This window comes from Streptomyces sp. NPDC058246, assembly GCF_042881985.1.
Lineage (GTDB): Bacteria > Actinomycetota > Actinomycetes > Streptomycetales > Streptomycetaceae > Streptomyces.
Window position 1 is genome coordinate 1 of record NZ_JBHVWZ010000021.1, and the last position, 26819, is coordinate 26819.

Genomic DNA, 26819 nt, shown 5'->3' on the forward strand with positions numbered 1-26819 from the left:
AGGAACGGACGCTTCCTTTGTACTCACCCTCTCGGGCTTTCCTCCGGGCGCTTCCCTTCGGTCTTGCGTTTCCGACTCTATCAGACCGTTTCCGGCTCCGATTTCCTCGGCGCTTTCCAGGTTTCCGCTTTCGCGTTTCCCTTTCCGGCGGTTCCGACTTTATCAGAAGCTTTGGACCGGACTGACCGGCAGCCATTTCTGAATCATTCGGGAGTGGCCTCTCCGGAAGCGATGCGTCGATCACTTCGAGAAGCAGGCAGAGACTAACTGCTACCACCGGACATGTCCAGTTCTAGGCAACTGTTCGAATCTACCTCCCCGCACGGTCCGTGTCAACGGCTCCTTTGGGGCGAAGAGGAGACTAGCAGGTCAGCGGGCGTGCACGCACATCAGGCGGCCACCGGAAGGGTGGCGCTGCGCTCGGACTCGTCGACGTCACCCGTGTCGCCGGAACGAGCCGCCCGTCCGCCCAGGACATAGACGTACGCGAGAAAGGCCAGTTCAGCCGCGATTCCGATGCCGATTCGGGCCCAGGTAGGAAGACCGGAGGGGGTGACAAAGCCTTCGATGGCGCCCGACACGAAGAGGATCAACGCCAGGCCTATCGCCATGCCCAGGGCGGCTCGGCCCTCTTCCGCGAGCGCGGTCCGACGGGAACGCGGCCCCGGGTCGATCACGGTCCAGCCCAGCCGCAGACCGGTGCCGGCGGCGACGAAGACGGCGGTCAGTTCCAGCAGACCGTGTGGCAGGACGAGGCCCAGGAAGGTGTCGAGGCGGCCGGCCGAGGACATCAGGCCGATGCCGACGCCCAGGTTGACCATGTTCTGGAAGAGGATCCAGAGGACCGGTATCCCAAGGAAGACGCCCAGGACCAGGCACATCGCGGCGGCCTGGGCGTTGTTCGTCCACACCTGGGCCGCGAAGGAGGCGGCCGGGTGGCTCGAGTAGTACGTCTCGTACTCGCCGCCGGGGCGGGTGAGGGCGCGCAGTTCGCTGGGGGCCGCGATCGAGGACTGGACCTCTGGGTGCGTACCGATCCACCACCCCAGGAGGGCCGCGATCACGATGGAGAGGAGTGCGGTGGGCACCCACCAGTGGCGCGAGCGGTAGACCGCTGCCGGGAAGCCGTGCGTCAGGAAACGCGTGACATCGCGCCAGGAGGCGCGGCGGGTACCCGTCACGGCACTGCGCGCGCGTGCCACGAGTTGGCTGAGGCGGCCGGTGAGCTGGGGATCCGGGGCGCTGGACTGGATGAGGGAGAGGTGGGTGGCCGTGCGTTGGTACAGGGCGACGAGTTCGTCGGCCTCGGCTCCGGTGAGGCGGCGCTGGCGGCGCAGCAGGGCGTCGAGGCGGTCCCACTCGGCGTGGTGGGCGGACACGAAGACGTCGAGGTCCATCGGGTTGGCTGCTCCTCGGCTGCTCGTCGCGGCTGTCAGCTTGTCGTACTGCGGCGCGATGTGCCCTCAGCTTGGCAGACTGGCCGTTCTCGGGGCAGGTCAGGGGAAGGACGGTGCGCGTGAGTGAGCTAGTGACGGGCGAGGCGGTGGCGCTGGAGCTGCGTCCCGCGAAGTTGCCGAGCCGGGCGCTGGCGGTGCTGCTCGACCTGGTCGTGGCCGTGGCCGCCTACATCGTCGTGACCATCGGTCTGGTGGTGTCGACGGCTGCCCTGGACGACGCGGCGCGGCTTGCCGTCTCGATCGCGAGCTTCGTCCTTGTGCTGGTGGGCGCGCCGATCGCGGTGGAGACGCTCAGCCACGGCCGCTCGCTCGGGAAGCTGGTGTTCGGGCTGCGGGTGGTGCGGGACGACGGTGGGCCGATCCGGTTCCGGCATGCGCTGGTGCGCGGTGCTGTGGGTGTGGTCGAGATTCTGATGACGTTCGGGATCGTCGCGTGCATCGCCTCGCTGGTTTCGGCGCGGGGGCGGCGGCTCGGTGACGTGTTCGCCGGGACTCTCGTCGTGCGGGAGCGGATCCCTGTCGGGCGTATGCCCTTCGTTCCTCCGCCGCCTCCGTGGCTGGCGGGGCGGTTCTCCGGGCTTGATCTGTCCGCCGTTCCCGACGGGTTGTGGCTGGCCATCCGTCAGTACCTGACCCGGATGCATCAGCTGGATCCGCAGGTCGGTGGGGCGATGGCGGAACGGCTCGCCGTGGATCTCGCTGCTCGTACGGGTGCTCCGGCGCCGCAGGGGGTTCCGCACGCCGCGTATCTGGCGGCGGTGGTGCAGGAGCGGCAGGCGCGGGAGGTTCGGCGAGCGGTTGGGAGTGGGACGGCGGCCGCGGGAGTGCCTGGGGCACCGGGTGTGTTCGCTGCCGGGATGCCCGGTGCGGGCCGGCCGGCCGCGCAGCTGGCGGGGGCGGCCTACGCCTATCCACCGGGTGCGGCCTCTGCCCATCCGCCGGTTGCCCCTTCCTTTCCCGGCGCTACGGGAGGGCAGGGGTCGTACCAGTCACCGCCCCCGGCCACCTACTCGGACCGCCCGGGAACAGCAGCGCAGCAGGCGCCGGCCCAGGCCGCCGCACCGCAGGACGCGGCGGTCCAGCCCGCGGCGCCCCGGGACGAGCACGTCGACCGCCCCGCGACCGGGTTCGCGCCACCCGCCTGACCAGGCTGTGGCGTACCCACGCCACGACGTCGTCAGGCGAAAGCCGACGGCGGAGATTCAAGGTCCTCGAGTTCGATGCCGGGTGCCGCGAGCACCACGTCTCCCGCGAGGTGCACGGCGTGCTGCTCCCCCGTGTCCAGCGCTGTGACCTGGTACTCGTCCACCGTGAGCGGGCCGTTGTCAGTGGCGTGTGTTTCTCTCGAGATCAAGGCCCAGGACTGGTCGAGGGTGCGCGGGGCGAGGACGGGGTCGGTGAAGGCGACAAGGCGTACGCGGGTCGCGGCGGCGGAGGGGGTGAGGCGAAGGAGACGTGCGGTGGCGACGAGGAACGCGGGGGACGTGCCGGTGAAGGCGTGGGCGCGGACGTTGCCTTCGGTGGCCTCGGTGCCGGTGGGGTCGGTGCGGACCCAGGTCACGCCGTCGAGAGCGGCACCGCGGACCTGCCAGCCGGCGGCGTGCAGTTCGAGACGGATGGGGCGGCCGAGGTCGTCGAGGGCGAGGTCGACTGAGCCCGACCGGTCGCCGGAGGGGGTGGTGAGTTGGGAGACGTAGCGCCAGCCGGAGGGGCCGGGCGCGCAGTGGAAGCGTTCTTCTGCGAGAGGAGTGTGATCGTGCGGGTCATGGAGCGAATAACGGCCGCGGGGCATGGGCGTTCAGGTCCTCATCGGGGACAGGCCCCCGCCACGGGGGCGGGGGCCTGCTGACATCCGTACGCCGAGCGGTGGTGCCGCCGCTCGGGTCGTGACGGCGGGGTGCTCGGTGCGGGTGCTTGCGGGTGCTCAGTAGCGGTAGTGGTCCGACTTGTACGGGCCCTCGACCTCTACACCGATGTACGCGGCCTGCTCGGGGCGGAGCGTCGTCAGCTTGACGCCGAGGGCGTCGAGGTGGAGGCGGGCGACCTTCTCGTCGAGGTGCTTGGGCAGCACGTAGACGTCGGTCGGGTACTCCTCGGGCTTCGTGAACAGCTCGATCTGGGCCAGGGTCTGGTCCGCGAACGAGTTGGACATCACGAAGGAGGGGTGACCGGTGGCGTTGCCCAGGTTCAGCAGGCGGCCCTCGGACAGCACGATGAGGACCTTGCCGTCGGGGAACGTCCAGGTGTGCACCTGCGGCTTGACCTCGTCCTTGACGATGCCCGGGATCTGCGCGAGGCCGGCCATGTCGATCTCGTTGTCGAAGTGGCCGATGTTGCCGACGATCGCCTGGTGCTTCATCTTGGCCATGTCGGCGGCCATGATGATGTCCTTGTTGCCGGTCGTGGTGACGAAGATGTCGGCCTTGTCGATGACCTCGTCGAGGGTCGTGACCTGGTAGCCGTCCATCGCCGCCTGCAGCGCGCAGATCGGGTCGATCTCGGTGATGATCACGCGGGCGCCCTGGCCGCGCAGGGACTCCGCGCAGCCCTTGCCCACGTCGCCGTAGCCGCAGACGACGGCGGTCTTGCCGCCGATGAGGACGTCGGTGGCGCGGTTGATGCCGTCGATCAGGGAGTGGCGGCAGCCGTACTTGTTGTCGAACTTCGACTTGGTGACGGCGTCGTTCACGTTGATCGCCGGGAACAGCAGGGTGCCGTCGCGGTGCATCTCGTAGAGGCGGTGGACGCCGGTCGTGGTCTCCTCGGTCACGCCGCGGATCTCCGAGGCGAGCTGGGTCCACTTCTGCGAGCCGTCACTGATGGTGCGGTTCAGGAGCTCGAGGACGACGCGGTGCTCGTCGGACTCGGCGGTGTCGACCGAGGGGACCTTGCCGTCCTTCTCGTACTCGACGCCCTTGTGGACGAGGAGGGTGGCGTCACCGCCGTCGTCGAGGATCATGTTCGGGCCGCCGGTGGGGCTGTTCGGCCAGGTCAGGGCCTGCTCCGTGCACCACCAGTACTCCTCCAGGGTCTCGCCCTTCCAGGCGAAGACCGGGACGCCCTGCGGGTTGTCGGGCGTGCCGTTCGGGCCGACCGCGATGGCGGCGGCGGCGTGGTCCTGGGTGGAGAAGATGTTGCAGGAGGCCCAGCGGACCTCGGCGCCGAGGGCGACCAGGGTCTCGATGAGGACGGCGGTCTGCACCGTCATGTGCAGGGAGCCGGTGACGCGGGCGCCCGCGAGGGGCTGCGCCTCGGCGTACTCCTTGCGGATCGACATCAGGCCGGGCATCTCGTGCTCGGCGAGGGTGATCTCCTTGCGGCCGAAGGTGGCCAGGGAGAGGTCGGCGACCTTGAAGTCCTGTCGGTTGTCGACAGTCGTCATGGGGAGCTGCTCCTCGGGATTGGGGCGAGGTGGACACGGCTGGTCTGCGCGGCGGCGGGCATACGCATGCCCGAGCAGGGCACGGACGTGCCCGGCACGGCACACGGGTGCCTGGTGCGCGCAGCGCAGTCCGTCGGAGGCCCTCTCTCCCTCGGCCGGTCCGCGGTGGGACCGACCGACCGCCATCAGCAGCGACGTCTGGCTCAGTCACCCAAGCTACACCGGTGGGCCCGGCCCGCCCCAGTCCGCCTCCGGACAGATGGGCTCCGGCGCGGCACCGTGTGTTCACAGGAGACCGCTAGCCTCTGCCCGCGCGGGAGGGCCGTGCGGGGAGGGGATGGGGATGCGCAAGGGGCGAGGGTTGGCTGTTACGGCTTGGGTGTTGGGGCCGTTGGGGCTGGCGATACTCATCGGCTCATTGCTGCATGTGTGGTCCGGCTATACGCGGGTCACCGTGATGAGCGAGAGCATGTCGCCCACCTACTCCGTCGGTCAGCGGCTGGTCGTGGAGCGGATGGACGGCGACAAGGTGCGCCGGGGGGATGTCGTCCTCTTCTCGGCGCCCGACAGGAACATCCGTGGAGCGGTGCTGAAGCGCGTGGTCGCCGTCGGCGGTGATCGGATCGTGTGCTGCGGTGACGGAGCGGCCGAGCGGATCACCGTGAACGGGAAGCCGCTCGTCGAGTCGTACGTGAAGGACGGCATCGCCGACGGGACGCATCGGCCGTACGACGTGACGGTGCCCGCCGGGCGGCTGTTCGTGCTGGGCGACCATCGAGTGGACTCGGTCGACTCGCGCTTCTACCAGGGCGACGGCCATCAGGGCACCGTGGCGAACGGGGTCGTCCTGGGCCGGGTGGTGGACGGCTTCGGCGGGGCGCTGGGGTGGTTCCTGGCCGCGCTGCTCGGGCTCGTCCTCGCGCTGGCCGGTGTCGGCTTCGGCATCGCCGCCATGGTCGTACGGCGGAAGGTACTGCCTCCGATGCCGCCGTGGGCCGTGCAGGTCTGAACAGACGCGCAGGTCGAACAGACGTGCGACAGAGGCCCGCCCGGACAACTCCGGGCGGGCCCCTGTCACGTACGGGAAGAGATCAGTGCGGCTGCGCCGGTCCCCCGGGTGTCGCCTCCGGGTCCGGGCCCTTCGCGGCCTCCGCCTCGCTGTAGATGTCCGGCTCCAGGTAGATCACCCGGGCGATCGGGACGGCGGTGCGGATCCGGGTCTCGGCGGCGTTGATGGCGGTCGCGACCTCGGCGGCCGTGTCGTCGTGCTGGACGGCGATCTTGGCGGCGATCAGCAGCTCCTCCGGGCCGAGGTGGAGGGTGCGCATGTGGATGATGCCGGTGACGGTCGCGCCGTCGACGATGGCGGCCTCGATCTTCTTGACCTCCTCGACGCCCGCGGCCTCGCCGAGCAGGAGGGACTTGGTCTCGGCGGCGAGGACGAGGGCGATCAGGATGAGCAGGATGCCGATGCAGAGCGTGCCGATGCCGTCCCAGATGCCGTCGCCGGTGAGCAGCGCGATGCCGACGCCGCCGAGCGCGAGGACCAGGCCGATCAGCGCGCCGAAGTCCTCCAGGAGGACGACCGGCAGCTCGGGGGCCTTGGCGCGGCGGATGAACTGCGACCAGGAGTGCGTGCCGCGCAGCTCGTTGGACTCCTTGATGGCCGTGCGGAAGGAGAAGCCCTCGGCGATGATCGCGAACACCAGGACGCCGACCGGCCAGTACCAGTGCTCGATCTCGTGCGGGTGCTTGATCTTCTCGTAGCCCTCGTAGACGGCGAACATGCCGCCGACGGAGAAGAGGACGATCGAGACGAGGAAGGCGTAGATGTAGCGCTCGCGGCCGTAGCCGAAGGGGTGCTGCGGGGTCGCCTCGCGCTGGGCCTTCTTGCCGCCGATGAGCAACAGCGCCTGGTTGCCGGAGTCGGCGAGTGAGTGGACGCCCTCGGCGAGCATCGAGGACGAGCCGCTGAAGGCGAACGCGACGAACTTCGATGCCGCGATCGCGAGGTTGGCGCCGAGTGCCGCCACGATCGCCTTGGTGCCGCCTGACGCGCTCATGTGTCCGGGGTGTCCCTTCGCCTTCGCCTCTGTCGTCGCCCGGCCTTTGCCAGGCCTTTGCGACGGGCCATTGTTGCAGCCTGGTCCGACAGCGGCGCGTCAGGCCACCCCCAGTCGCCCCGTCAGGCCACCACCGTCGCACGGAAGATCGTGCCATTTCCGGATGCTTCTGCCTTTTCGCCCGCCGGTACGAAGACCGACTCGCCGGGGGACAGCGTGTTGCCGTCCGCGCGCACGGAACCCGCCGTGCAGAGCAGGATCTGCGGGGTGTCGCGCGTGAGGTCGCGCGGGGCGGCGCCCTCCGCCAGGACGTACCGGGAGAGGCGGAACTCGTCGATGGGGGTCGCGTAGACCTCCTCTCCGTCGGGGGACGCCTCCGGGCGCAGGATGCCCGGGTCGCTCGCCTCGAAGCGGACGACGCGCAGGAGTTCGGGGACGTCGACGTGCTTGGGGGTCAGGCCGCAGCGCAGCACGTTGTCGCTGTTGGCCATGATCTCGACGCCCAGGCCGTTCAGGTACGCGTGCGGGACTCCGGCGCCCAGGAACAGGGCCTCGCCGGGCTGCAGTTGGACGTAGTTGAGCAGCATGGCGGCGATGACGCCGGGGTCGCCCGGGTAGTGGTGGGCGATGTCGGCGTACGGGGCGTAGGCGCCGCCGAGGCGGGCGCAGGCGGCCGCGGCCTCGGTGACCGTGCGGGCCATCTCGTCGGGGTCCGCGCTCAGCACCGCCGTCAGGACCTCGCGCAGCGCCGCGTCCTCCGGGTGGGCGTGCAGCAGATCGACGTAGGGCTTGAGGGAGTCGACGTCGAGGCCGGCGAGCAGTGCGGCGGCCTCGTCGGGGGTGCGGAAGCCGCAGAGTCCGTCGAACTCGGTGAGGGCGCAGATCAGTTCGGGCTTGTGGTTGGCGTCCTTGTAGTTGCGGTGCGGGGCGTCGACCGGGACGCCCCGGCGCTCCTCGTCCTCGTACCCCTCCTTCGCCTGCTCCAGGTTGGGGTGCACCTGGAGGGAGAGGGGGGCGCCGGCGGCGAGGATCTTCAGCAGGAACGGCAGCCGGGGGCCGAACTTGCCGGCGGCCGCGCGGCCGAGTTCCTTCTCGGGGTCCTCGGCGATGACCTCGTTGAGCGGACCGCGCGCGGTGCCCGAGGGCGCGCCCGGGTGGGCGCCCATCCACATCTCCGCCTGCGGTTCACCGGTCGGCTCCACGCCGAGCAGCAGCGGGATGGCGGTGGTCGAACCCCAGGCGTAGGGGCGGATCGTGTTGTCGAGGCGGTCCATACGAGTCTCTACGGTTCCTTCTGCGTACGACGCGGATCGTGCCCTCGCCCAGGAAGGCCGGCGTGCCGGATGCTCCGCGTACGAAGGTCAGGGTGTCGGAGTCATGATCGGGCCCCCGAAGCGAGGGCCAGGTAAACGGCGGCGAAATCCGTGATGGCGATCAGTTCGGCGAGGGTCTCCAACTCGGGGCCCTCCTCCGGTTCGAGCTCGCTGATCGCGGTGTCGTGGCTGAGGGCGAGTTCGCGGGCGGCGGGGGCCGCGCTGATTCCGCCGATCGGGCGGTCACGGAGCAGGACCACGCGCGCGTGCAGGGCCTGTGCCTCCTCGACGCGGTCGCGGAAGAAGTCCTCGGGGTCGGCGCCGGCGGCCAGCGCACCGGCGAGCAGCACACTGTGCGAGGCGAGCGCCTCGGGGAGTTCGGCGGTGAGCGCGGGACGCCCGGCGAGCTCGGCGAGCGCGGCGGTGAAGCGGCGGCCCGCGGGGCCCGCGGACGTGCCCTCCGTCCAGATCACCGGGAGGGCCTCGGCCAGCTCGACGGCGAGCGTCTTGGCGGGGTTGCTGTACGTCGCGATGGCCGGACCGCAGCGCTCGGCGATCTGGTCGAGGCGGTCGGCGACCTTCTGCAGCGCCTCGGGCGGGGCGGAGACCAGACCGGTGCGGTCGAGCAGGGCGAGCAGGGGGGTGAACAGCGCCCACAGCACGCCGGGGGCGGAGGCCGCGAGGGGTTCGTCGTGCTCGTACGGGGCGGTCGCCATCGGTACGAAGAGGCCGTGCGCGCCGTCCACCGCCTCGGTCAGCGGGGAGCGGGCGGGGGCCACGGCGGCGACGGTGCAGCCGCGCCGGTACGCCTGTTCGACCAGGAGTTCGAGGCCGGGTTCGGTGCCGTCGGGCGTGGTGACCAGGAGGAGGTCGACGGGGCCCGCCCAGCCGGGCAGCTCCCAGCGCAGGGCGCCCGCGGCGGGGGCGACACCGGTGGGCGTGAGCCGGGTGATCGGGCAGCTCGCTCCGGCGAGGGTGCCGAGCAGTTCGGCGACACCGGTGGCGGCCATGCCGGGGCCCGCGATCAGGACGGCGCGCGGGCGGCCGTCCGGTTTCAGTTCGGGGATGCCGGCCTCGGTGGCGTGCCGGACCGCGGTGCGCACCCGGGCGCCCGCCTCCGCGGCGCCGCGGAGCAGCGATCGCCGGTCGGCGCGGGCGAGCGCGTCCGGGTCGTCGAGCAGCGATTCGTCGAGCATGGGGTCGGGAGCCTCCGATCGCCGGGGTGTCGCCTGGGTCAGCGGTGGTCGCTTGCGCGGGGCCGCTGATTCGCCGTGTCGCCGTCGCCGGTGCGGGACGGCCGGCTGCTTGCTGTCGCTTACGCGGGCGGCGGGCCTCGTCCGTCTACGCGGGGCGGCGGGCCTCGTCGACGAGGAGTACGGGGATGCCGTCCCGGACGGGGTAGGCCAGGCCGCAGTCCGCTCCCGTGCAGACCAGCTCGCTCTCCTGCTCCTTGAGCGGGGCGTGGCAGGCCGGGCAGGCGAGGATCTCCAGGAGGCCGGCTTCGAGCGGCATGGGGTGTCCTTCCGAAACGGGTGGGTGCGGCCTGGTCAGGGTACCGCCGAGGGAGGGTGCTGGCTTGTGCGGAGTGCGGTTGCCCGGTTGCGGCGCGGACGGGTGCCCGGGTCGGGGCCGGCGTCCGGGTGGGTCCGCGAACCCGGCGCTTATGGGGTGCCGCTCGCTTGGGGACGGGTGCCCCCAGCTCGGAGGACGGTGCCCCCAGCTCGGAGGACGGGTACCGCTCGCTGGGAGGACGGCTGCCCCTCGCTCGGAGGACAGGTACCCCTCGCTCGGAGACGGCTGCCGCCCCAGCGGCACGATGGCCCACAGCTACTACTACGGCAGCCACGATTGCCCGCGGCTACGACAGCACAGGGCACCCCGACGCCGAGCCTCAGCCCCTGATGATGTCCAGGACCTCGTCGCGGATCTTCGCCATCGTCGCCTCGTCGCGGGCCTCCGCGTTCAGGCGCAGCAGCGGCTCCGTGTTGGACGGGCGGACGTTGAACCACCAGTCGTCGACGGTGACGGTCAGCCCGTCGAGCTCGTCGATGCCGACGCCCGCGCGGCTCTCGTAGGCGGCCTTGATGGCGGCGAGGCGGGCGGCCTGGTCGTCGACCGTGGAGTTGATCTCGCCGGAGCCGACATAGCGGTCGTATTCGGCGACGAGCCCGGAGAGCGGGCCGTCCTGTCCGCCGAGGGCGGCGAGGACGTGGAGGGCGGCCAGCATGCCCGTGTCGGCGTTCCAGAAGTCCCGGAAGTAGTAGTGCGCGGAGTGCTCGCCGCCGAAGATCGCTCCGGTGCGGGCCATCTCGGCCTTGATGAAGGAGTGGCCGACGCGGGTGCGGACGGGGGTGCCGCCCTTCTCCCGGACGACCTCCGGGACGGACCAGGAGGTGATCAGGTTGTGGATGACGGTGCCGCCGCCGTGCTTGGCGAGCTCGCGGGAGGCCACCAGCGCGGTGATCGCGGACGGCGAGACCGGATCGCCGTGCTCGTCGACCACGAAGCAGCGGTCGGCGTCGCCGTCGAAGGCGATGCCGAGGTCGGCGCCCTCCTCGCGCACGCGCTTTTGGAGGTCCACGATGTTCGCCGGGTCGAGCGGGTTGGCCTCGTGGTTGGGGAACGTGCCGTCCAGCTCGAAGTACATGGGGACGAGGTCCAGCGGCAGGCCGGCGAAGACGGTCGGGACCGTGTGTCCGCCCATGCCGTTGCCCGCGTCGACGACGACCTTGAGGGGGCGGATCGAGGTCAGGTCGACGAGACCGCGGAGGTACGCCGCGTAATCGTCCAACGTGTCCCGCCGCGTGATCGTTCCCGGCGTCGCGGCCGAGGCCTCCGGGGCGCCCGAGTCGAGCCAGGACTCGACGAGTTCGCGGATCTCGGAGAGGCCGGTGTCCTGGCCGACCGGGGTCGCGCCCGCCCGGCACATCTTGATGCCGTTGTACTGAGCGGGGTTGTGCGAGGCCGTGAACATGGCGCCGGGCAGGTCGAGCGCGCCCGACGCGTAGTAGAGCTGGTCCGTGGAGCACAGGCCGATTTCGGTCACGTCGACCCCGCGGGCCGCCGCACCGCGTGCGAAGGCGCGCGACAGGCCGGGCGAGGAGGGCCGCATGTCGTGCCCGATCACGATCGCGTCCGCTCCGGTCACCTGGACGAAGGCCGCCCCGAACAGCTCGGCCAGCGGCTCGTCCCACTGGTCCGGGACCACACCGCGTACGTCGTACGCCTTCACGAGCTGCGACAGATCAGCAGTCACGGCCAACCCTCCAGAAGTCCACTTCGGTCAGGTCAAACTACCCGCCCGGACCGACAGTCCGCTGTGGGGTGCCTCAGTGGACGCGCATCCGTCATCTGCGGGCCCCACGCGTGACGCCGGTGAAACGTGCCGGGTCAGGGCAGCATCCACTCGAGGACCGGCGAACTCTGCCCCACCACGATCAGGCACATGATCAGCAGCAGCCCGGCGCTCCACGGCAGCACCTTGCGCAGCAGGTCGCCCTCACGGCCCGCGAGCCCGACGGCCGCGCACGCGATGGTCAGGTTCTGCGGCGAGATCATCTTGCCGAGCACCCCACCCGAACTGTTGGCCGCGGCGAGCAGTTCGGGAGACAGTCCCGACTCCCTGGCCGCGCTCACCTGGAGAGCGCCGAACAGGGCGTTCGCCGAGGTGTCGGAACCGGAGACGGCCACGCCGAACCAGCCCAGAACGGGTGACAGGAAGGCGAGTCCCGCGCCGGCCGCCGCCACGAAGTGGCCGATCGTGGCGGCCTGTCCGGAGAGATTCATGACGTAGGCGAGGGCGAGCACAGACGTCACGGTGAGGATCGCGAATCTCAACTCGTGCACGGTCGCGGCCCATTCCCTGACCGCCACGCGCGCGTGCACCCCGAGGACGACGGCCGTGCACACCCCGGCGAGCAGCACGAGGGTGCCGCCGGTCGCCACCAGAGGCAGGGTGAAGGCATTGCCTCCGACCGGCTTGCCGTCCGGGTTCACGACATTCAGGAAGGGCCAGTCGAAGACGCGCGTCGCCTTCGCCGACCAGTCCTTCACGGCCGGGATCTGCGCGACCGAGAAGATGACGACGATCAGCGCGTACGGGGCGTAGGCGCGCACGACTTCGGAGCGCGGGTCCTCCTCGTCCAGGTCCTCACTGCGTACTCCGGTCAGGACCGCGGCCCGTACGGGCTCGGCGGCGGGCCTGCGCGCGTGCGGCACGGCGACCAGGGCGGCCGCGCCCGCCAAGGAGGCGCCGATGTCGGCGAGTTGCGCGGAGACGTAATTCGAGGCGGCGAACTGGGCGGCGGCGAAGGCGACTCCGCACACCAGGGCGGGCACCCAGGTCTCGCGCAGCCCGCGCCTGCCGTCGACCAGGCCGACGAGCAGGAGGGGCACCACGAGGGCCAGCAGCGGTGTCTGCCGGCCCACTACGGAGGCGACGGAATCCAGGGGCAGGCCGGTGACTTGGGCGAGTGTGACGACCGGTGTGCCCATCGCGCCGAACGCGACGGGCGCGGTGTTGGCGACCAGCGCGACGACCGCCGCGCGCACCGGATCGAAGCCGAGCGCGACGAGCATCACCGAGCAGATCGCGACGGGCGCGCCGAAGCCCGCGAGGGCTTCCAGGAGCGCGCCGAAGCAGAACGCGACCACGAGCGCCTGGATGCGCGGGTCGTCGGAGAGCCGCCCGAACGAGCGACGCAGGATGTCGAAGTGCCGGGTGCGGACCGTCATCCGGTACACCCACAGCGCGTTGACGACGATCCACAGGATGGGGAAGAGACCGAACAGGGCGCCCTGGGCGGCGCTGGAGAGCGTCTGGCCGACCGGCATGCCGTACGCGAGCCAGGCGACCAGAGATGCCGCGAGCAGGCCGATGAGCCCGGCCCAGTACGCCTTCATGCGGACGCCGCCCAGCAGGACCAGCACGATGACCAGGGGCAGGGCGGCGACGAAGGCGGACAGGCCGAGCGAGTGGGCGACGGGTTCCAGTTCCTGGACATACACGGGCGACTCCCCGGATTCCGTGATGCTCAAAGCGATGTCTCACGGCAAACGGAATGGTCGTGTCCGGGGCAACGCCACGTCAATGGGCGTGCACCGCCCGGTGACATGAGCGGGGCAACGCACGTCCATGGGCGTGCACCGCCCGGCGACATGGGCGTACGGGCGCACGGGGAGGAGGGGCTGCGTGAACGGGGTCCGGGAACGGCGCGCGGGGAGGTCGGGGACGCTCAGTTGTCCGGCGAGCGCAGCACCCGCAGATGGCCGCGGCGCGCGACCTCCATCGGGTCCGCCGAGCGCGCGCCGCCACCGGCCTCCGCGGCGCGCTGCTGCGGACGGGCCGCCTCGCGCACGGCGTTGGCGAGCGCTTCCAGGTCGTCGCCGCTGGGACGGGAGGGTGCCGAGGCGTCCGCGAGCCGGACGACCTCCCAGCCGCGCGGCGCGGTGAGGCGCTCGGAGTGCTCGGCGCACAGGTCGTAGCAGTGGGGTTCGGCGTAGGTGGCGAGCGGGCCGAGGACCGCGGTCGAGTCGGCGTAGACGTACGTCAGCGTCGCGACGGCGGGACGGCCGCAAGCGGTGCGCGAACAGCGACGTACAGGGCTCACGACGTTGGACGGTACCGCACTCTTGAGCGGGCCGCGACGACTCTCCCCCAGGTCACCCCACCGTGTCGTGCTGTGAGACCGCACACACACGGTTCCGAACATCCCGCCCTGACCTGGGGCGACATCGGGGTACGAGAAGCCGAACAGACCTGAATCCGGTCACCACTTGGTGCAAACCATGTCAATTGCCATGTGAGCGGCGGTCTTGGGGGATACGGAATCGAGCCCAACCTTGGCTGAAATGGTCATCGGGCGACATACGGCAGGGTCACCGGCCGTGCACGCTCGGTTCGCGGGCAGCCGCGTGGGGGCCGGGCGGCCGGACCTCGCGGGGACTACTCTTCGTCAGTGATGGACAACCCCGTACCGCCCCGCGCCGCCGCACCTGGGCCCCGCCGTCGTGACCGCCATGGCAGGGGCATGCGTGGCCCCGTCGCGCCACCCCAGGTGCCGCTCTCCGCGAGCCGTGCCGAGGTGTTCGCGGACCTGGTGCAGGACTCCGTGGAGCGACTGGAGCGGCGCTGGCCGCAGCTCGCCGACATCGACTTCCTCGTCCTCGAGGTGCCCCGTCTGGAGCGCTCCGGCGACGCCTGGAGCGACGAGGCGGTGCCCCTGGGCGGCACGATTCCGGCCCGGGAGGGCCGCCCCGCGCGCGTGGTCGTCTACCGCCGCCCGGTGGAGATCCGCACCAAGGGCCGCGACGAGCGCGCGGCCCTGGTGCACGAGGTCGTCGTGGAGCAGGTCGCGGAGCTGCTGGGGCTGACTCCCGAGACGGTGGATCCGCGGTACGGCGAGGACTGACGCCGACGACCACGGGGCCCCCACCAGGGGCCCAGTGGTTCGCCGCGGGCCATGCGCTACTTCAACAGCACCGAAAGGTCCTGCTGGGCCTTCGGCACCGCCACCGTTCCGCGGTCGTCCGGGAGGGTCTGGACCGTGAAGCCGGGAACGCCCTCATGGGTGACGGCGAGCGTCCGGGAGGCGTAGACGGGGCCTCCGGAGACGGGCTCGACCGTGAGCGCGTACGTCCCCTTGAGACCGCTCGGGACGGGCGCCTCGACGTTCTGCGTCGTGCCGCCCTTGATCGTGAACGTCTTCGTCACGGCCGTGCCGCCCTCGCTGCCCGCCGACGCGGTGACCTTGACCTGGGCGGTACGGCCGGGGGCGGCCAGGGCGAGCGTGGAGCCCTTGGCGCTGTTGTCGGCGACCGTCGCGCGCGTGCCGACCGGCTGGGTGGCCGGGATGAACGCGGTCTCCTGCTTGTCGCCCTTGCCGCGCACGACCCGCAGGGCGGCGACGATCGGCACCGACGTGCCGGTGGGCGTGAGCACCAGGGAGCCCGCTTCGCCCCGCGTGACGTCACCGAGGTCGATCGCCGAGGTCATGCCGGCCTTCACATGCAGCGTCTCGTTGCCCGCGGGAGTGATCGGTCCCGAGGGTGAGGCGAGGCGCACCTTGACGTCGGCGTCGGTGTCGCCGGGCACGAAGGCGACCAGCCGCACGGAGGTGGCGTCCTTCGGGATGCCCGGCAGGACGAGGCTGCCCGCGGGGTCGGCGGCGGCGGCCAGCCAGTCGCCGCCGAGCTTGTCGTCCAGGGCCTGCACGGCGGCCCCGACACGGCCGCTGCGAACCGTCACGTGCACGGTCAGGTCGGCCTGCGGCGCGTCGGTGAGCGTGTTCAGCAGGATCGGCTCACTGGAGTGCGGCTGGACCGTGATCCCGTCGCCCACCGTGGACTTGAGGGTGCCGTCCTTGCCGTACAGCTCGATGTCGACGACGGCGGCGGAGTCGTCGGGGTTGGTCAGGTGCACGTAATCGGTGCGGTCGGCGGCGGTGCTGGCGCCGGGGAACCAGAACTCGGTGTCCGGGGCGGTGCAGTTGGTGCCGAGCAGACCGCGCCCGGTGCCCGCGGGGACCTCCGTGGTCTCCTGAACGGTCCAGCCCGGCGCGAACTTGCCCTGGGCGGTGCCCACCAGGGCGGGCGCATCGGCACCCGAGCTGTCGCCGGTGGCCGGCTTGCCGGGCTCCTTGGGCGTCACGACCGGCTTGGCCGCGCTCTTGCCGCTCTTCTTGCCGCCGCTCGCGCCCGCCGACTCCTCGGCCGCCGCCTGGAGTTCGGCCTTGCCGCTGTCGCTCGTGCCCTGGGAGACGGGCGTGAAGGACGTGTACGCGGTGTCCGCGATGTCGGAGGTGCTCGGCTGCGGGCAGAGCAGGCTGGTGCGCTCCACGGGCAGCTGGGCGGCTGTCTTGGCGGTGTTGTCGCTGGAGGCGGCCGGCGCCGAGAGCACGGCGAATCCGGTGACGGCGGCGAGCGCGGTCGCGCCGGCGATCAGGGACAGGGTGGTGCGGTTCACTGCTGGCTCCCGTCGGGGCGCTCACTGTCGGTGCCGTGCGGCGGCTGCGGAGGCATGGGGGGCTGCGCCGGGTCGTACGCCGGGTCGTAGCCCTGGCCGGTCGCGTCGTAGCCCTGGCCCGCCGGGTCGTAGCCCTGGCCGTACGTCTGGTCGTACGACGTCGTGCCCCCGTAGGCGTACGGGTCGTACTGGCCGGTCTGGTAGGGGTCCGCCTGGTACGGCTGCTCGTAGGTGCCCGCTGGGTACTGCTGACCGCCCTGGTACTGCTCGCCGCCGTAGGTGCCGTACTCGGCGCCCGCGTAACTCGCCGTGTCCCACTCGCCGTATGCCTGCTGCTGCGGGACGGCGGCGGGGGCGGCCGGGAAATCCTCCTCCGGAGAAGGCACGGCGTCCCCCTCCTCGGCGGGCTGCGCGGCCTCCGCCTCGGCCTCGGCCTGGGCGCGCAGGCGGCGCGCGCGACGGCCGTCGCCCGTGACGTCCTGAGCGGGCATGGCCTGCTCCTCGGGGAGATCGTCGTCGACGTCCCGGCGCCGCCCGGGCAGGGCGAGCACCACGAGGACGACGGCGAGCGCGCCCTGTGCCCACAGCCAGGCGGTGTGGCCGATGGGAGCGTCGAAGGTGACGTCCAGCCTGCCGCCGCTCGTGGGCAGTTCGAAGCCCTGCGCCCAGCCGTCGACCGTGGTGCGGGTGAGCGGCTTTCCTTCCAGAGTGGCCGTCCAGCCCGCGTTGGCCGTGTCGGCCAGGCGCAGCACGCGGCCGTCGGGTCCGGTGGGGATGGTGGTGTGCACCTCGACGGGTCCGGCGGCGATGGACAACGGGTCGCCGGATTTGGGAACGATCGCGGCGCGCGAGACTTGCCGGTCGATGCGCCACAGGGCGCTGCCGTCCTGCTGGCTGAGCCGGGTCAGGCCCGGGGTGGCGTCCAGGACGCGGCTCACTTCGCGCGGCGCGCCCTTGCGGACGAGGACGTAGCGCACGGCGAAGCCGCCGAGTTCGTCGGCCTGGTCGGCGCCGGAGCCGGCCACGAGGTTGGCGACGACCTTGTCGAGCCTCTTGTTCGCGCCGTCCGCCGCGGCCAGTTCGGCGTCGCCGAGGCGGGCTCCGGAGCCGCGCACGAGGGTGTATCCGACCTTGGCGGCGGAGCGGCTGTCGAGGAGGAGGGTGCGGGCCTGGTCGCGGGTGCCGCTCTCCTCGGCGACGAACGCGGGCACCTGCACCGGGTCGCGGCGCTCCAAGGGCCCGTCGGCGCCGCGGATGATCCATCCGGCGGCGACGAGCAGCGGCCCGGCCGCGCAGGCGAAGGCGATGAGCGCGGCCACCGGCTGGCGCCAGCCGAAGCTCTGCTCGGCCACGCGCGCGCGTGCCCCGTCGGCACCCATCGCGGCGGCGGCGAGCAGCCCCAGACCGTAGACGAGGGTGGCGGGACCCGCCCACGTCGAGCTGTTCGACAGCACGGCGAAGACGAGCGCCACCAGGGCGACGGCCCAGGCCGTCCAGATCCCCGCCTGGCGCTGCGTGCGCATCAGGGCGGCCAGCGCGGCCAGCACAATGCCGAACAGCATCAGGCCGCTGACGGTTCCGGGACCGCCGGGGCTGGCGCCGAGCAGGTCGAGCGCGGAGGCGGTGCTGTCGCCGTACTCCAGACCGGCTTCCTTGAAGAAGCCGAACGGGAGCAGCGTCAGCGACCAGGGGGCGAGGATCAGCAGCGGGGTGCCGAGCTGGGCCAGGAAACGCAGCCCGTAGGCAGTGATCTCGGTCCGGCGCACGGCGAGGAGGGCGATGCCGAGGACCAGCGCGATGGGCCACACGATCGGGGTGAACGCCGTGGTGAACGTCAGCAGCAGGGCGTACGCCCAGGTGGCACGCCAGCTGCCGCGCGCCCCGGAGGAGTGCGTCAGGCCGCTCGCGGCCATGCCCGCGCGCGCGGTGAGCGGCAGCAGGATCGCGAGGACGGCGGTGCCGATCCGGCCGCCCGCGAGCGCGCCGGTGGCGGCGGGCAGGAAGGCGTACGCGACGGACGACCAGGCACGCAGCAGGCGCGACTCGACCAGGGGCCGCGAGGCGAAGTACGCGGCGAAGCCGGCCAGCGGCACAGAGGCCACCAGGAGCACCGTGACCGCGAGCCCGGTCGACCCGAGGAGCAGCGAGGCGAGCAGCGCGACGAGCGCGAGGTAGGGCGGCGCGGACTGGGTGCCGCCCGCGCCCACGGGATGCCAGCCGTCGAGATAGCGCGACCACAGCTCGGAGGAGTCGGCGGGCGCGGGCAGCAGCGCGCCACCCGCGAGCGCTCCGCCGCCGAGGAGTTGACGGCAGGCCAGCAGCGAGACGAACAGCAGCACCAGGAAGAGCATCGGCCCGGGGTTGCGGGCGACGCGCTTGAGCCGGGCGAACTGCTCGATCTCCAGGAAGTCGGCGTCGTCGCCGCCCGGTCCGGACTCGACCGCGCCGCCGTGCCGTCCGGCGCCGGTGGTGGCCTCGGCGTCGGAGCGGCCCACGAGGTCGCCCGCGAGCTGTTCGAAGGTGGCCCGCACGGTCGCGCCGGGCGGCGGGAACAAGGCCCGCAGCTCGCCCTTGTCGACCTGCGGCCGGCCGCGCCTGCGCCGCCCGGCGATGATCCGCTCGGGGCGCAGCAGGGTGCCCAGCAGACCGCGGATCTCGTCGACGGCCTGGCCGGGGACCTTGCCGACCAGATACGCGACGGTACGCAGCAGGGTGCCGACGACCAGCCGGATCAGGATCCAGGGCAGCTGTGCCGTGCGGGCGTTGACGAGGAGGGTGTAGACGGCGCCCGCCTTGTCGACCTTGTGCGGGGACGCGGAGGTGCGGCCCACGCAGTCGACGGTGCGGCGCTCGCGGGAGGCCGCCTCGGCATGACGTACGACCGCTTCGGGGGCGACGAGGACGCGGTGTCCTGCGGCCTGGGCGCGCCAGCACAGGTCGACGTCGTCACGCATCAGGGGCAGCCGGCGGTCGAAGCCGCCGAGTTCCTCGAAGACGTCGCGCCGGATCAGCATGCCGGCGGTGGAGACGGAGAGCACGGGGTGGACGTGGTCGTGCTGGCCCTGGTCCTGCTCGCGGCGGTCCAGGCCCGTCCAGCGGCGGCCGGAGTTGGCGATGGTGACGCCGACTTCGAGGAGCTGACGGCGGTCGTACCAGCCGCGGAGCTTGGGGCCGACTACGGCGACTTCCTTGCCGAGCTCCCGCTCGTTCTCCACGACTCGCAGCATCTGGGCCAGGGCGTCCGGCTCGGGGGCGCTGTCGTCGTGCAGCAGCCACAGCCACTGCTCGGGCTCGCCGTGCGGGAGGTCCGGCATGTCGTACGCGTCGTCGCGCCAGGTGCGGGTGACGGGGTCCCAGCCGCTGGGGCGCTTGAGGTAGGGCAGGTCGTCCGGGGTGAGCACGGCGGCGCCGCGGTTGGCCTCTTCGACGGCCTGGCCGAAGCCGGTGCGGCGGGCGAGATGCAGCACGCGGTCGGCGCCGAGCGCGTCGGTGAGCAGCTGGGCGGAGGCGTCCGCGCTGCCGGTGTCGGCCGCCACCGCGTTCTGCACGGGGCGTTCCTGGCCGAGCAGCCCGGCGAGCGCCTCGGGGAGCCAGCGGGCGCCGTCGTGGGAGACGAGCACCGCGGTCACCACGTGGCGTGGAAACTCGGGCGGGTTGGCCGGGTCGAACGGCGCGGTGGCAGCGGCGTCGTGACGGGCTGCCGAATGGCTGTGCACGGACATCGAGGTACGGGCCCCGGTTCGATGGACTGCGGTGGACGTCTGTGCCCGGCGAGGACAGCGGGACGTCTCGGACGAGGGCCCACACTAACGGCTGGGCAACACAGCGGCCCGCCGCCTGTGGATAACCCACCTGCGACGGGCCGTTCGTCACGTAAGAATGTGCGCCGTTCGGTCAGCGGCGGGCACGGGCGCGTACGACTTGTTTCGGGCGGCCGACTTTTTCGGGCCTCTTCGGGCGACGCCCGTTCCTCAGACGGCCGCCTTCTTCAGCCGACGGCGCTCGCGCTCGGACAGACCGCCCCAGATGCCGAAGCGCTCGTCGTTGGCGAGCGCGTATTCGAGGCACTCGGAGCGGACCTCACAGGCGAGGCAGACCTTCTTGGCCTCGCGGGTGGAGCCGCCCTTCTCGGGGAAGAAGGACTCGGGGTCGGTCTGGGCGCACAGCGCGCGCTCCTGCCAGCCGAGTTCCTCGTCCGCGTCGTCGACCAGCAGTTGCTGCACCAGCTCGGTCATGTGCGCCCCTCGTCTGTCTTTCGCGTCCCCGTGATGCTGCCGTTAACCGTTTTCGGCTGAACGACACGAGTGAAATTACAAGTGTGCCGATCCGGGCCAGTCAAGCCGAGATCTGCTATTGAGCCCCTTATTCACTCTGCGGAACCAAGGCTATGCGGAAAGTGTTCAAATCGGCATAAACCATGACAGCCTCTGGGGCCCAGGCCGGACCCCCGACCCCGTACAGGGAAGGACGCCCGGGAGTTCGATCTCGTTCCGAACGTTCTCGGCACGAACATCGAAGCGAGCCGGATCACATAGGGATCACGGGATCGCAGTGAGGTTTGTGCGCCCGGTTGTGCGCCATGTGTCCGGGGCGACTCCTGAACAAACCTTTCGCCTGCCAGATGAACCGGATGAGGTGAAACATCTCCCATATACCGGACATGAAGTTGACAGTAGGGGTGTGAACCGCTGTGCTTGTGGGCATGCTCGCGAACTTGGCACTCACCTCGACCCGCTCCGCCGGGTCCGACGGTGCTGCGCGCGCTCGCTGTAGCTGTTGTTGCTGTTCCAGCTGTTGAGCCGTACCGCGCTCCGGCTGCCTCGCCGCCACTGAGGCGAATTCCCGCCCCCCTCACAGGGCGACCGCCCGCACCAGGGCATCCTCCCCGTCCGCGACCCGGACGGAAATGGTCAGCGACACCCCAGCACTCTTCCGCCGAGGAACCACCGCATCCATGAACAGCGACAGCGACCTCCAGATCGCCGGCGACATCCTCGAAGTACCGCACCTCCTCCAGCCGCCGCGCGAGCACCCCGCCACCGTGGCCGACTTCGTCGGCCTCGCCCGCTCCATCGCCGCCGACCGCTCCCAGTGGGAGCACCTCGTCCAGTACGACGCGACCTCGCGCTGGTACCACCGGCTGAGCACCGGCCCCGGCTACGAGGTGTGGCTCCTGTCCTGGGTGCCCGGGCAGGGCAGCGGGCTGCACGATCACGGCCGTTCCTCCGGCGTACTGACCGTCCTCGAGGGCGCGTTGAGGGAGCGCACCGAACGCGGCACGCGCGCGTTGGGCGCGGGCGCACAACGGGTCTTCGCGCCGGGGTACGTCCACGAGGTCGTCAACGACTCCCTCGAACCGGCCGTCAGCCTGCACGTCTACTACCCAGGTCTTACCGAGATGCCGATGCACGCGGCCCAGTGCGCCGCGGCCGCCGTCACCGCCTGAGGACCGCCGCCGTCACCGCCTGAGGACCGCCGCCGTCACTGCCGGAGAAACGCCCGTCACCGCCTGAGACGGCCCGAGGTCTCGAACCGCCTGACGCGTTGTCGTACCCGCCTGCCAGACTGAACCCCATGCGCATTGTGGTTCTGGCAGGCGGTATCGGTGGTGCCCGGTTCCTGCGTGGTCTCCAGCGGGCCGTGCCGGACGCGGACATCACGGTCATCGGCAACACCGGCGACGACATCCACCTCTTCGGGCTGAAGGTCTGCCCGGACCTCGACACGGTGATGTACACGCTCGGCGGCGGCATCAACGAGGACCAGGGCTGGGGTCGGGCCGACGAGACCTTCCATCTGAAGGAGGAGCTCGCGGCGTACGGCGTCGGACCCGAGTGGTTCGGGCTCGGCGACCGCGACTTCGCGACGCACATCGTGCGGACGCAGATGCTCGGCGCGGGCTATCCGCTCAGCGCCGTCACCGAGGCGCTGTGCGACCGGTGGAAGCCGGGCGTCCGGCTCATCCCCATGTCCGACGACCGCGTCGAGACGCATGTCGCCGTCGAGATGGACGGCGAGCGCAAGGCCGTGCACTTCCAGGAGTACTGGGTGCGGCTGCGGGCCTCCGTGCCGGCCGAGGCCGTCGTGCCGGTCGGCGCCGAGCAGGCCAAGCCCGCACCCGGGGTGCTCGAAGCGATCGCCGAGGCGGACGTCGTACTCTTTCCGCCGTCCAACCCCGTCGTGTCGATCGGCACGATCCTCGCCGTCCCCGGCATCCGCGAGGCCATCGCCGACGCCGGCGTGCCCGTGGTCGGCCTCTCCCCCATCGTCGGGGACGCGCCCGTGCGCGGCATGGCCGACAAGGTGCTGGCCGCGGTGGGCGTCGAGGCCACGGCCGCGGCGGTCGCCGAGCACTACGGCTCGGGACTCCTCGACGGCTGGCTCGTCGACACCGTGGACGCGTCCGCCGTCGAGCGGGTGGAGACGGCCGGCATCCGGTGCCGGGCCGTGCCGCTGATGATGTCCGACCTCGACGCGACGGCGCAGATGGCGCGCGAGGCACTCGCACTGGCGGAGGAGGTACGGACGCCTTGACCAGAGGAGCGCACCCGGAGGAGGGGGCGGTGGGCGGCGCGCCCGGCTCTCCCGGCTACCGGGTCTGGGCGCCTGCCGGGCTTCCCGAGATTCGCGAGGGGGACGATCTCGCGAAGGTCATCGCCGCGGCCGAGCCCGGCCTGGTCGACGGGGATGTCCTTCTCGTCACCTCGAAGATCGTGTCCAAGGCGGAAGGGCGGATCGTCGAGGCCGTCGACCGTGAGGCCGCCATCGACGCCGAGACCGTACGGGTCGTGGCACGGCGCGGGCCGCTGCGGATCGTCGAGAACCAGCAGGGGCTGGTGATGGCCGCCGCCGGGGTCGACGCCTCCAACACCCCCGCCGGGACCGTGCTGTTGCTGCCCGAGGACCCCGACGCGTCCGCGCGGGCGATCCGGAGCGGGCTGCGCGACACGCTCGGCGTGGACGTCGGCGTCGTCATCACCGACACCTTCGGGCGGCCGTGGCGCACCGGGCTCACCGATGTCGCCATCGGCGCCGCGGGCATCCACGTACTCGACGATCTGCGCGGCGGCACGGACGCGTACGGCAATCCGCTGAGCGCCACCGTCGTCGCGACCGCCGACGAACTCGCCTCCGCCGGTGACCTCGTCAAGGGCAAGGCCTCCGGGCTGCCCGTCGCCGTCGTGCGCGGGCTGCCGCACGTGGTGGCCGAGGGCGACGGCGACGGGGCGCGGGCGATCGTGCGCGGCGCGCACGACGACATGTTCCGGCTGGGCACCTCGGAGGCCGTACGGGAGGCGGTGACCCAGCGGCGTACCGTACGGGCCTTCACCGACGAGCCCGTCGACCCTGGTGCCGTGCGGCGTGCGGTCGCCGCGGCGGTGACCGCACCTGCGCCCCACCACACCACCCCCTGGCGGTTCGTCCTCCTGGAGTCCGCGGAGTCGCGGACCCGCCTGCTCGACGCCATGCGGGACGCGTGGATCGCGGACCTGCGGCGGGACGGGAAGAGCGAGGAGTCCATCGCCAAGCGCGTGCGACGGGGCGACGTGCTGCGCAACGCGCCCTACCTCGTGGTGCCGTGTCTGGTCATGGACGGCTCGCATACGTACGGAGACGCACGCCGGGACGGGGCCGAGCGCGAGATGTTCGTGGTCGCCGCCGGGGCGGGCGTGCAGAACTTCCTGGTCGCGCTGGCCGGGGAGCGGCTCGGATCCGCGTGGGTGTCGTCGACGATGTTCTGCCGGGACGTCGTACGGGAAGTGCTGGAGCTGCCGGAGGCGTGGGACCCGCTGGGAGCCGTGGCGGTGGGGCACGCCGCGGAGCAGCCGCGGGCTCGGCCCGAGCGGGACGCGGGGGCGTTCATCGAAGTGCGCTGAGGTGATCGCCAAGGTGCGGCCGGGCGTGGACGAAGGTGCGCCGAGGTGATCACCGAAGCGCTCAGACATGGACGAGGTGCGCTGAGGTGATCACCAAGGTGCGCCCGGGCGTGGACTGAGGTGCGCCGAGGTGATCACGGAGATGCGCTCAGGCATGGAACGAGGTGCGCTGAGGTGATCGCCGAGATGCTCGGGGGCGTTGTTCGAGGTGCGGTCGGGCGTCCGGTGCCTGCGGCGCGTCCTGAGCGCCTACCCTCGTAAGGCATCCCGAGCACCCCACCCCCAGGACCTCACTCAGGATTTCATCGCGAGCGCCCCTGGGAACTTACCTAGGACCTCATTCGTGGCTGGACGTTTCGCTCCCCGGCCGACGCGTACGACGGTGCGCGGCGGGCACGTCGTGGTGCCCGGAGGGGTGCCTCGGCAGGCGAGCGCGGCCGGGCGCACTCGCACCTGGACACCTGCCTGGCCGCTCGATCTCGGGCTGGTGCTCGGGCCGCTGCGGCGGGGGCCCGGCGACCCGACGTTCCGGGCGACGCCCGACGGGGCCGTCTGGCGGGCCAGCCGTACGCCTGCCGGGCCCGGCACGCTACGGGTCGCACTGCGGGGCGGGGTGGTCCAGGGCGAGGCGTGGGGGCCGGGGGCCGAATGGCTGCTCCATCAACTGCCCGAACTGCTCGGGTCGGCCGACGATCCCGACGCCTTCGAACCCCGGCACCGGCTGGTCGCTCTCGCCCGGCATCGACGGCCGGGGCTGCGGCTGACGCGTACCGGGCTCGTCATGGAGTCGCTGATTCCGTCCGTGCTGGAGCAGAAGGTCACCGCCGATGAGGCCTATCGGGCGTGGCGTCTGCTCGTACGGAAATTCGGGGAGCCGGCGCCCGGGCCCGCGCCGGAGCGGATGTCCGTCATGCCCGCGCCGCGGACATGGGCGTTGATCCCGTCCTGGGAGTGGCATCGGGCCGGGGTCGACAACAAGCGGGCCGCCACGATTCTTCGGGCCGTGCGGGTCGCCGCGCGGCTCGAGGAAGCGACGGCGTTCGATCCCGTACGGGCTCAGGCTCGGCTCGAAGTGGTGTCCGGGATCGGGCCTTGGACCTCGGCCGAGGTGGTGCAGCGGAGTCACGGGGCGGCGGACTCCGTGACCGTGGGGGACCTTCATCTGCCCGGCATCGTGGGGTACGCGCTGGCCGGTGACCGGGACGCGGACGACTCCGTCATGCTGGAGCTGCTGGAGCCCTATGCGGGGCAGCGGCATCGGGCGGCTCGGCTGATTCTGTTGTCGGGGCGTACGCCGCCGCGGCGGGTGCCGCGTATGCCTCGGGGGGACATCGGGCAGCTGTAGGTGGGGCGGCGGGGCTGCTCGTGCTGAGGTGCAGGGGCGGCGGGGCTGCTCGTGCTGAGGTGCCGGCTGATTTCGGCCCTCGCCGCCCCTGCCCGTCCCGTATCCGGGGGGCTGCCGCCCACCCCAGACTCCTGGCCCCCTGCCCCCAGACCTCCCGCTCCCCTTCGACCCTGGACGGCCTCGTCCTCGATCGCCGTACGGGCTGAAGCGCGCACGGGAAACGGCTGCCGCCGGCCCGGCCTACTGGTCCGAAGTGAAGCGGATCGCCGCGGCCGGGATCCGGGCGTCGCACCAGACGCGTACGCCCTCGCGGAGTTCGTTGTCGGGGCCGATGACCGCGCCGTCGCCGATGACCGTTCCGGTGAGGACGGTGCGTTCGCCGATGCGGGAGCGGGCGCCGATGAGGGAGTCGGTGATGACGGCGCCGGGCTCCACGACGGCTCCGGAGAGGACGGTGCTGCCGGTGACGCGGGCGCCCTCGCCGATGACCGCGCCGTCGCCGACCACCGTGCCGCCGGTGAGCTTGGCGTCGGGGGCGACCGTGGCCGTGGGCAGGATCAGGCGGTCGCCGCAGCGGCCGGGGACGGCCGGGGAGGGGGCGCGGCCCAGGACGAGGTCCGCGGAGCCGCGGACGAAGGCCTGGGGGGTGCCCAGGTCCAGCCAGTAGGTCGAGTCCACCATGCCCTGGAGGTGGGCTCCGGTGGCCAGGAGGTCGGGGAAGGTCTCGCGTTCCACCGAGACCGGGCGGCCCTCGGGAATCGTGTCGATGACCGAGCGGCGGAAGACGTACGCCCCCGCGTTGATCTGGTCGGTGACGATCTCCTCGGGGGTCTGGGGCTTCTCCAGGAAGGCCGTGACACGGCCTGTGGCGTCCGTGGGGACCAGCCCGTACGCCCTGGGGTCCTCGACCCGGGTGAGGTGGAGGGAGACGTCCGCGCCCGTGTTCTCGTGGGTCGTCACCAGCGCCCGGATGTCCAGGCCCGTCAGGATGTCGCCGTTGAAGATCAACACCGGGTCGCCGGGGCCCGAGTGGAGGCGCGAGGCCACGTTGCGGATGGCGCCGCCGGTGCCCAGGGGCTCCTCCTCGGTGACGTACTCGAGGTGGAGGCCCAGCGAGGAACCGTCGCCGAAGTACGGCTCGAAGACCTCGGCCAGGTAGGAGGTCGCCAGGACGATGTGCTCGACACCCGCCGCTCTCGCCCGCGCCAGCTGGTGCGTGAGGAAGGGGACGCCGGCCGCCGGGACCATGGGCTTGGGGGTGTGCACCGTGAGGGGGCGCAGCCGGGTGCCTCTGCCGCCGACCAGGAGGATCGCTTCTGTCACCTGTCGTCTCTGCTTCCTGCCGGGACCGGCCGATCTATGGTTCGGCGGGCCAGTGTATGCAGACCGTTCCGGGGCGCCTTCGATGGCCGTGCGGTG

21 protein-coding genes are annotated in these 26819 nt (G+C 71.8%); 7 read left to right on the forward strand and 14 right to left on the reverse strand.

The annotated features are described in order from the left end of the window. Positions 1–389: 389 nt before the first annotated feature. Complete coding sequence (locus tag ACFVXA_RS26720) at positions 390–1397, reverse strand: stage II sporulation protein M (RefSeq protein WP_389513314.1); 1008 nt, start codon at positions 1395–1397, stop codon at positions 390–392. A 119-nt stretch (positions 1398–1516) separates the two neighbouring features. Between ACFVXA_RS26720 and ACFVXA_RS26725 the strand changes: the two genes are divergently transcribed. Continuing rightward, on the forward strand, positions 1517–2602 hold the full coding sequence (locus ACFVXA_RS26725; protein ID WP_390027012.1) for an RDD family protein: 1086 nt from the start codon (positions 1517–1519) through the stop codon (positions 2600–2602). Positions 2603–2634: 32 nt separating this feature from the next. On the opposite strand, the gene ACFVXA_RS26730 is transcribed toward ACFVXA_RS26725, so the two are convergent. Further along, positions 2635–3249 carry a hypothetical protein gene (locus tag ACFVXA_RS26730; protein WP_383741720.1) on the reverse strand — a complete coding sequence of 205 codons (615 nt, stop codon included), beginning with the start codon at positions 3247–3249 and terminating at the stop codon, positions 2635–2637. A 132-nt stretch (positions 3250–3381) separates the two neighbouring features. Then, positions 3382–4839 (reverse strand): adenosylhomocysteinase, encoded by a 1458-nt coding sequence (ahcY, locus tag ACFVXA_RS26735; RefSeq protein WP_383741723.1) that lies wholly within the window; start codon positions 4837–4839, stop codon positions 3382–3384. A 361-nt stretch (positions 4840–5200) separates the two neighbouring features. Here ahcY and lepB point away from each other — a divergent pair, with 361 nt between their 5' ends. After that, positions 5201–5848 carry a signal peptidase I gene (gene lepB / locus ACFVXA_RS26740; RefSeq protein WP_390027014.1) on the forward strand — a complete coding sequence of 216 codons (648 nt, stop codon included), beginning with the start codon at positions 5201–5203 and terminating at the stop codon, positions 5846–5848. Between the two features lie 82 nt (positions 5849–5930). On the opposite strand, the gene ACFVXA_RS26745 is transcribed toward lepB, so the two are convergent. The 7 genes from ACFVXA_RS26745 to ACFVXA_RS26775 form a co-directional block, all read right to left on the reverse strand. Further along, positions 5931–6902: a cation diffusion facilitator family transporter gene (locus ACFVXA_RS26745; protein ID WP_389470234.1), complete on the reverse strand. Its 972-nt coding sequence runs from the start codon at positions 6900–6902 to the stop codon at positions 5931–5933. 122 nt (positions 6903–7024) lie between these two features. After that, complete coding sequence (gene manA, locus ACFVXA_RS26750) at positions 7025–8176, reverse strand: mannose-6-phosphate isomerase, class I (RefSeq protein ID WP_384401830.1); 1152 nt, start codon at positions 8174–8176, stop codon at positions 7025–7027. Positions 8177–8277: 101 nt separating this feature from the next. Next, on the reverse strand, positions 8278–9411 hold the full coding sequence (locus ACFVXA_RS26755) for an SIS domain-containing protein (RefSeq protein WP_362028156.1): 1134 nt from the start codon (positions 9409–9411) through the stop codon (positions 8278–8280). 145 nt (positions 9412–9556) lie between these two features. Beyond that, complete coding sequence (locus ACFVXA_RS26760; protein WP_095934758.1) at positions 9557–9727, reverse strand: Trm112 family protein; 171 nt, start codon at positions 9725–9727, stop codon at positions 9557–9559. A 379-nt stretch (positions 9728–10106) separates the two neighbouring features. Beyond that, positions 10107–11471 carry a phosphomannomutase/phosphoglucomutase gene (locus ACFVXA_RS26765; protein ID WP_390027017.1) on the reverse strand — a complete coding sequence of 455 codons (1365 nt, stop codon included), beginning with the start codon at positions 11469–11471 and terminating at the stop codon, positions 10107–10109. Positions 11472–11605: 134 nt separating this feature from the next. Beyond that, a complete protein-coding gene (locus ACFVXA_RS26770) occupies positions 11606–13222 on the reverse strand; it encodes an L-lactate permease (RefSeq protein WP_383903790.1) in 1617 nt (538 codons plus the stop codon). 227 nt (positions 13223–13449) lie between these two features. Continuing rightward, entirely contained in the window at positions 13450–13824 is a 375-nt protein-coding gene (locus tag ACFVXA_RS26775) for a DUF3499 domain-containing protein (protein ID WP_054229213.1), read from the reverse strand. Between the two features lie 351 nt (positions 13825–14175). On the opposite strand from ACFVXA_RS26775, the gene ACFVXA_RS26780 reads away from it, so the two are divergent. Next, complete coding sequence (locus tag ACFVXA_RS26780; protein WP_362028348.1) at positions 14176–14625, forward strand: metallopeptidase family protein; 450 nt, start codon at positions 14176–14178, stop codon at positions 14623–14625. Positions 14626–14681: 56 nt separating this feature from the next. On the opposite strand, the gene ACFVXA_RS26785 is transcribed toward ACFVXA_RS26780, so the two are convergent. The 3 genes from ACFVXA_RS26785 to ACFVXA_RS26795 form a co-directional block, all read right to left on the reverse strand. After that, complete coding sequence (locus ACFVXA_RS26785) at positions 14682–16178, reverse strand: DUF5719 family protein (RefSeq protein WP_390027020.1); 1497 nt, start codon at positions 16176–16178, stop codon at positions 14682–14684. Then, positions 16175–19900, reverse strand: coding sequence for a glycosyltransferase (locus ACFVXA_RS26790; protein ID WP_390027023.1), 3726 nt, complete (start codon positions 19898–19900; stop codon positions 16175–16177). The genes ACFVXA_RS26785 and ACFVXA_RS26790 overlap by 4 nt, the downstream gene beginning before the upstream one ends. 249 nt (positions 19901–20149) lie before the next feature. Then, entirely contained in the window at positions 20150–20413 is a 264-nt protein-coding gene (locus ACFVXA_RS26795) for a WhiB family transcriptional regulator (protein ID WP_003975777.1), read from the reverse strand. Positions 20414–21132: 719 nt separating this feature from the next. On the opposite strand from ACFVXA_RS26795, the gene ACFVXA_RS26800 reads away from it, so the two are divergent. From ACFVXA_RS26800 to ACFVXA_RS26815, 4 genes are all read left to right on the forward strand, one after another. Further along, entirely contained in the window at positions 21133–21624 is a 492-nt protein-coding gene (locus ACFVXA_RS26800) for a cysteine dioxygenase (RefSeq protein ID WP_383741745.1), read from the forward strand. 128 nt (positions 21625–21752) lie between these two features. After that, a complete protein-coding gene (gene cofD / locus ACFVXA_RS26805; RefSeq protein ID WP_362028175.1) occupies positions 21753–22712 on the forward strand; it encodes a 2-phospho-L-lactate transferase in 960 nt (319 codons plus the stop codon). Then, positions 22709–24055, forward strand: coding sequence for a coenzyme F420-0:L-glutamate ligase (locus ACFVXA_RS26810; RefSeq protein WP_390027026.1), 1347 nt, complete (start codon positions 22709–22711; stop codon positions 24053–24055). The genes cofD and ACFVXA_RS26810 overlap by 4 nt, the downstream gene beginning before the upstream one ends. A 343-nt stretch (positions 24056–24398) precedes the next feature. After that, entirely contained in the window at positions 24399–25400 is a 1002-nt protein-coding gene (locus ACFVXA_RS26815) for a DNA-3-methyladenine glycosylase family protein (protein WP_384401824.1), read from the forward strand. Between the two features lie 240 nt (positions 25401–25640). Here ACFVXA_RS26815 and ACFVXA_RS26820 read toward each other — a convergent pair whose 3' ends face one another. Continuing rightward, a complete protein-coding gene (locus ACFVXA_RS26820; protein ID WP_383741751.1) occupies positions 25641–26723 on the reverse strand; it encodes a sugar phosphate nucleotidyltransferase in 1083 nt (360 codons plus the stop codon). Positions 26724–26819 lie beyond the last annotated feature (96 nt).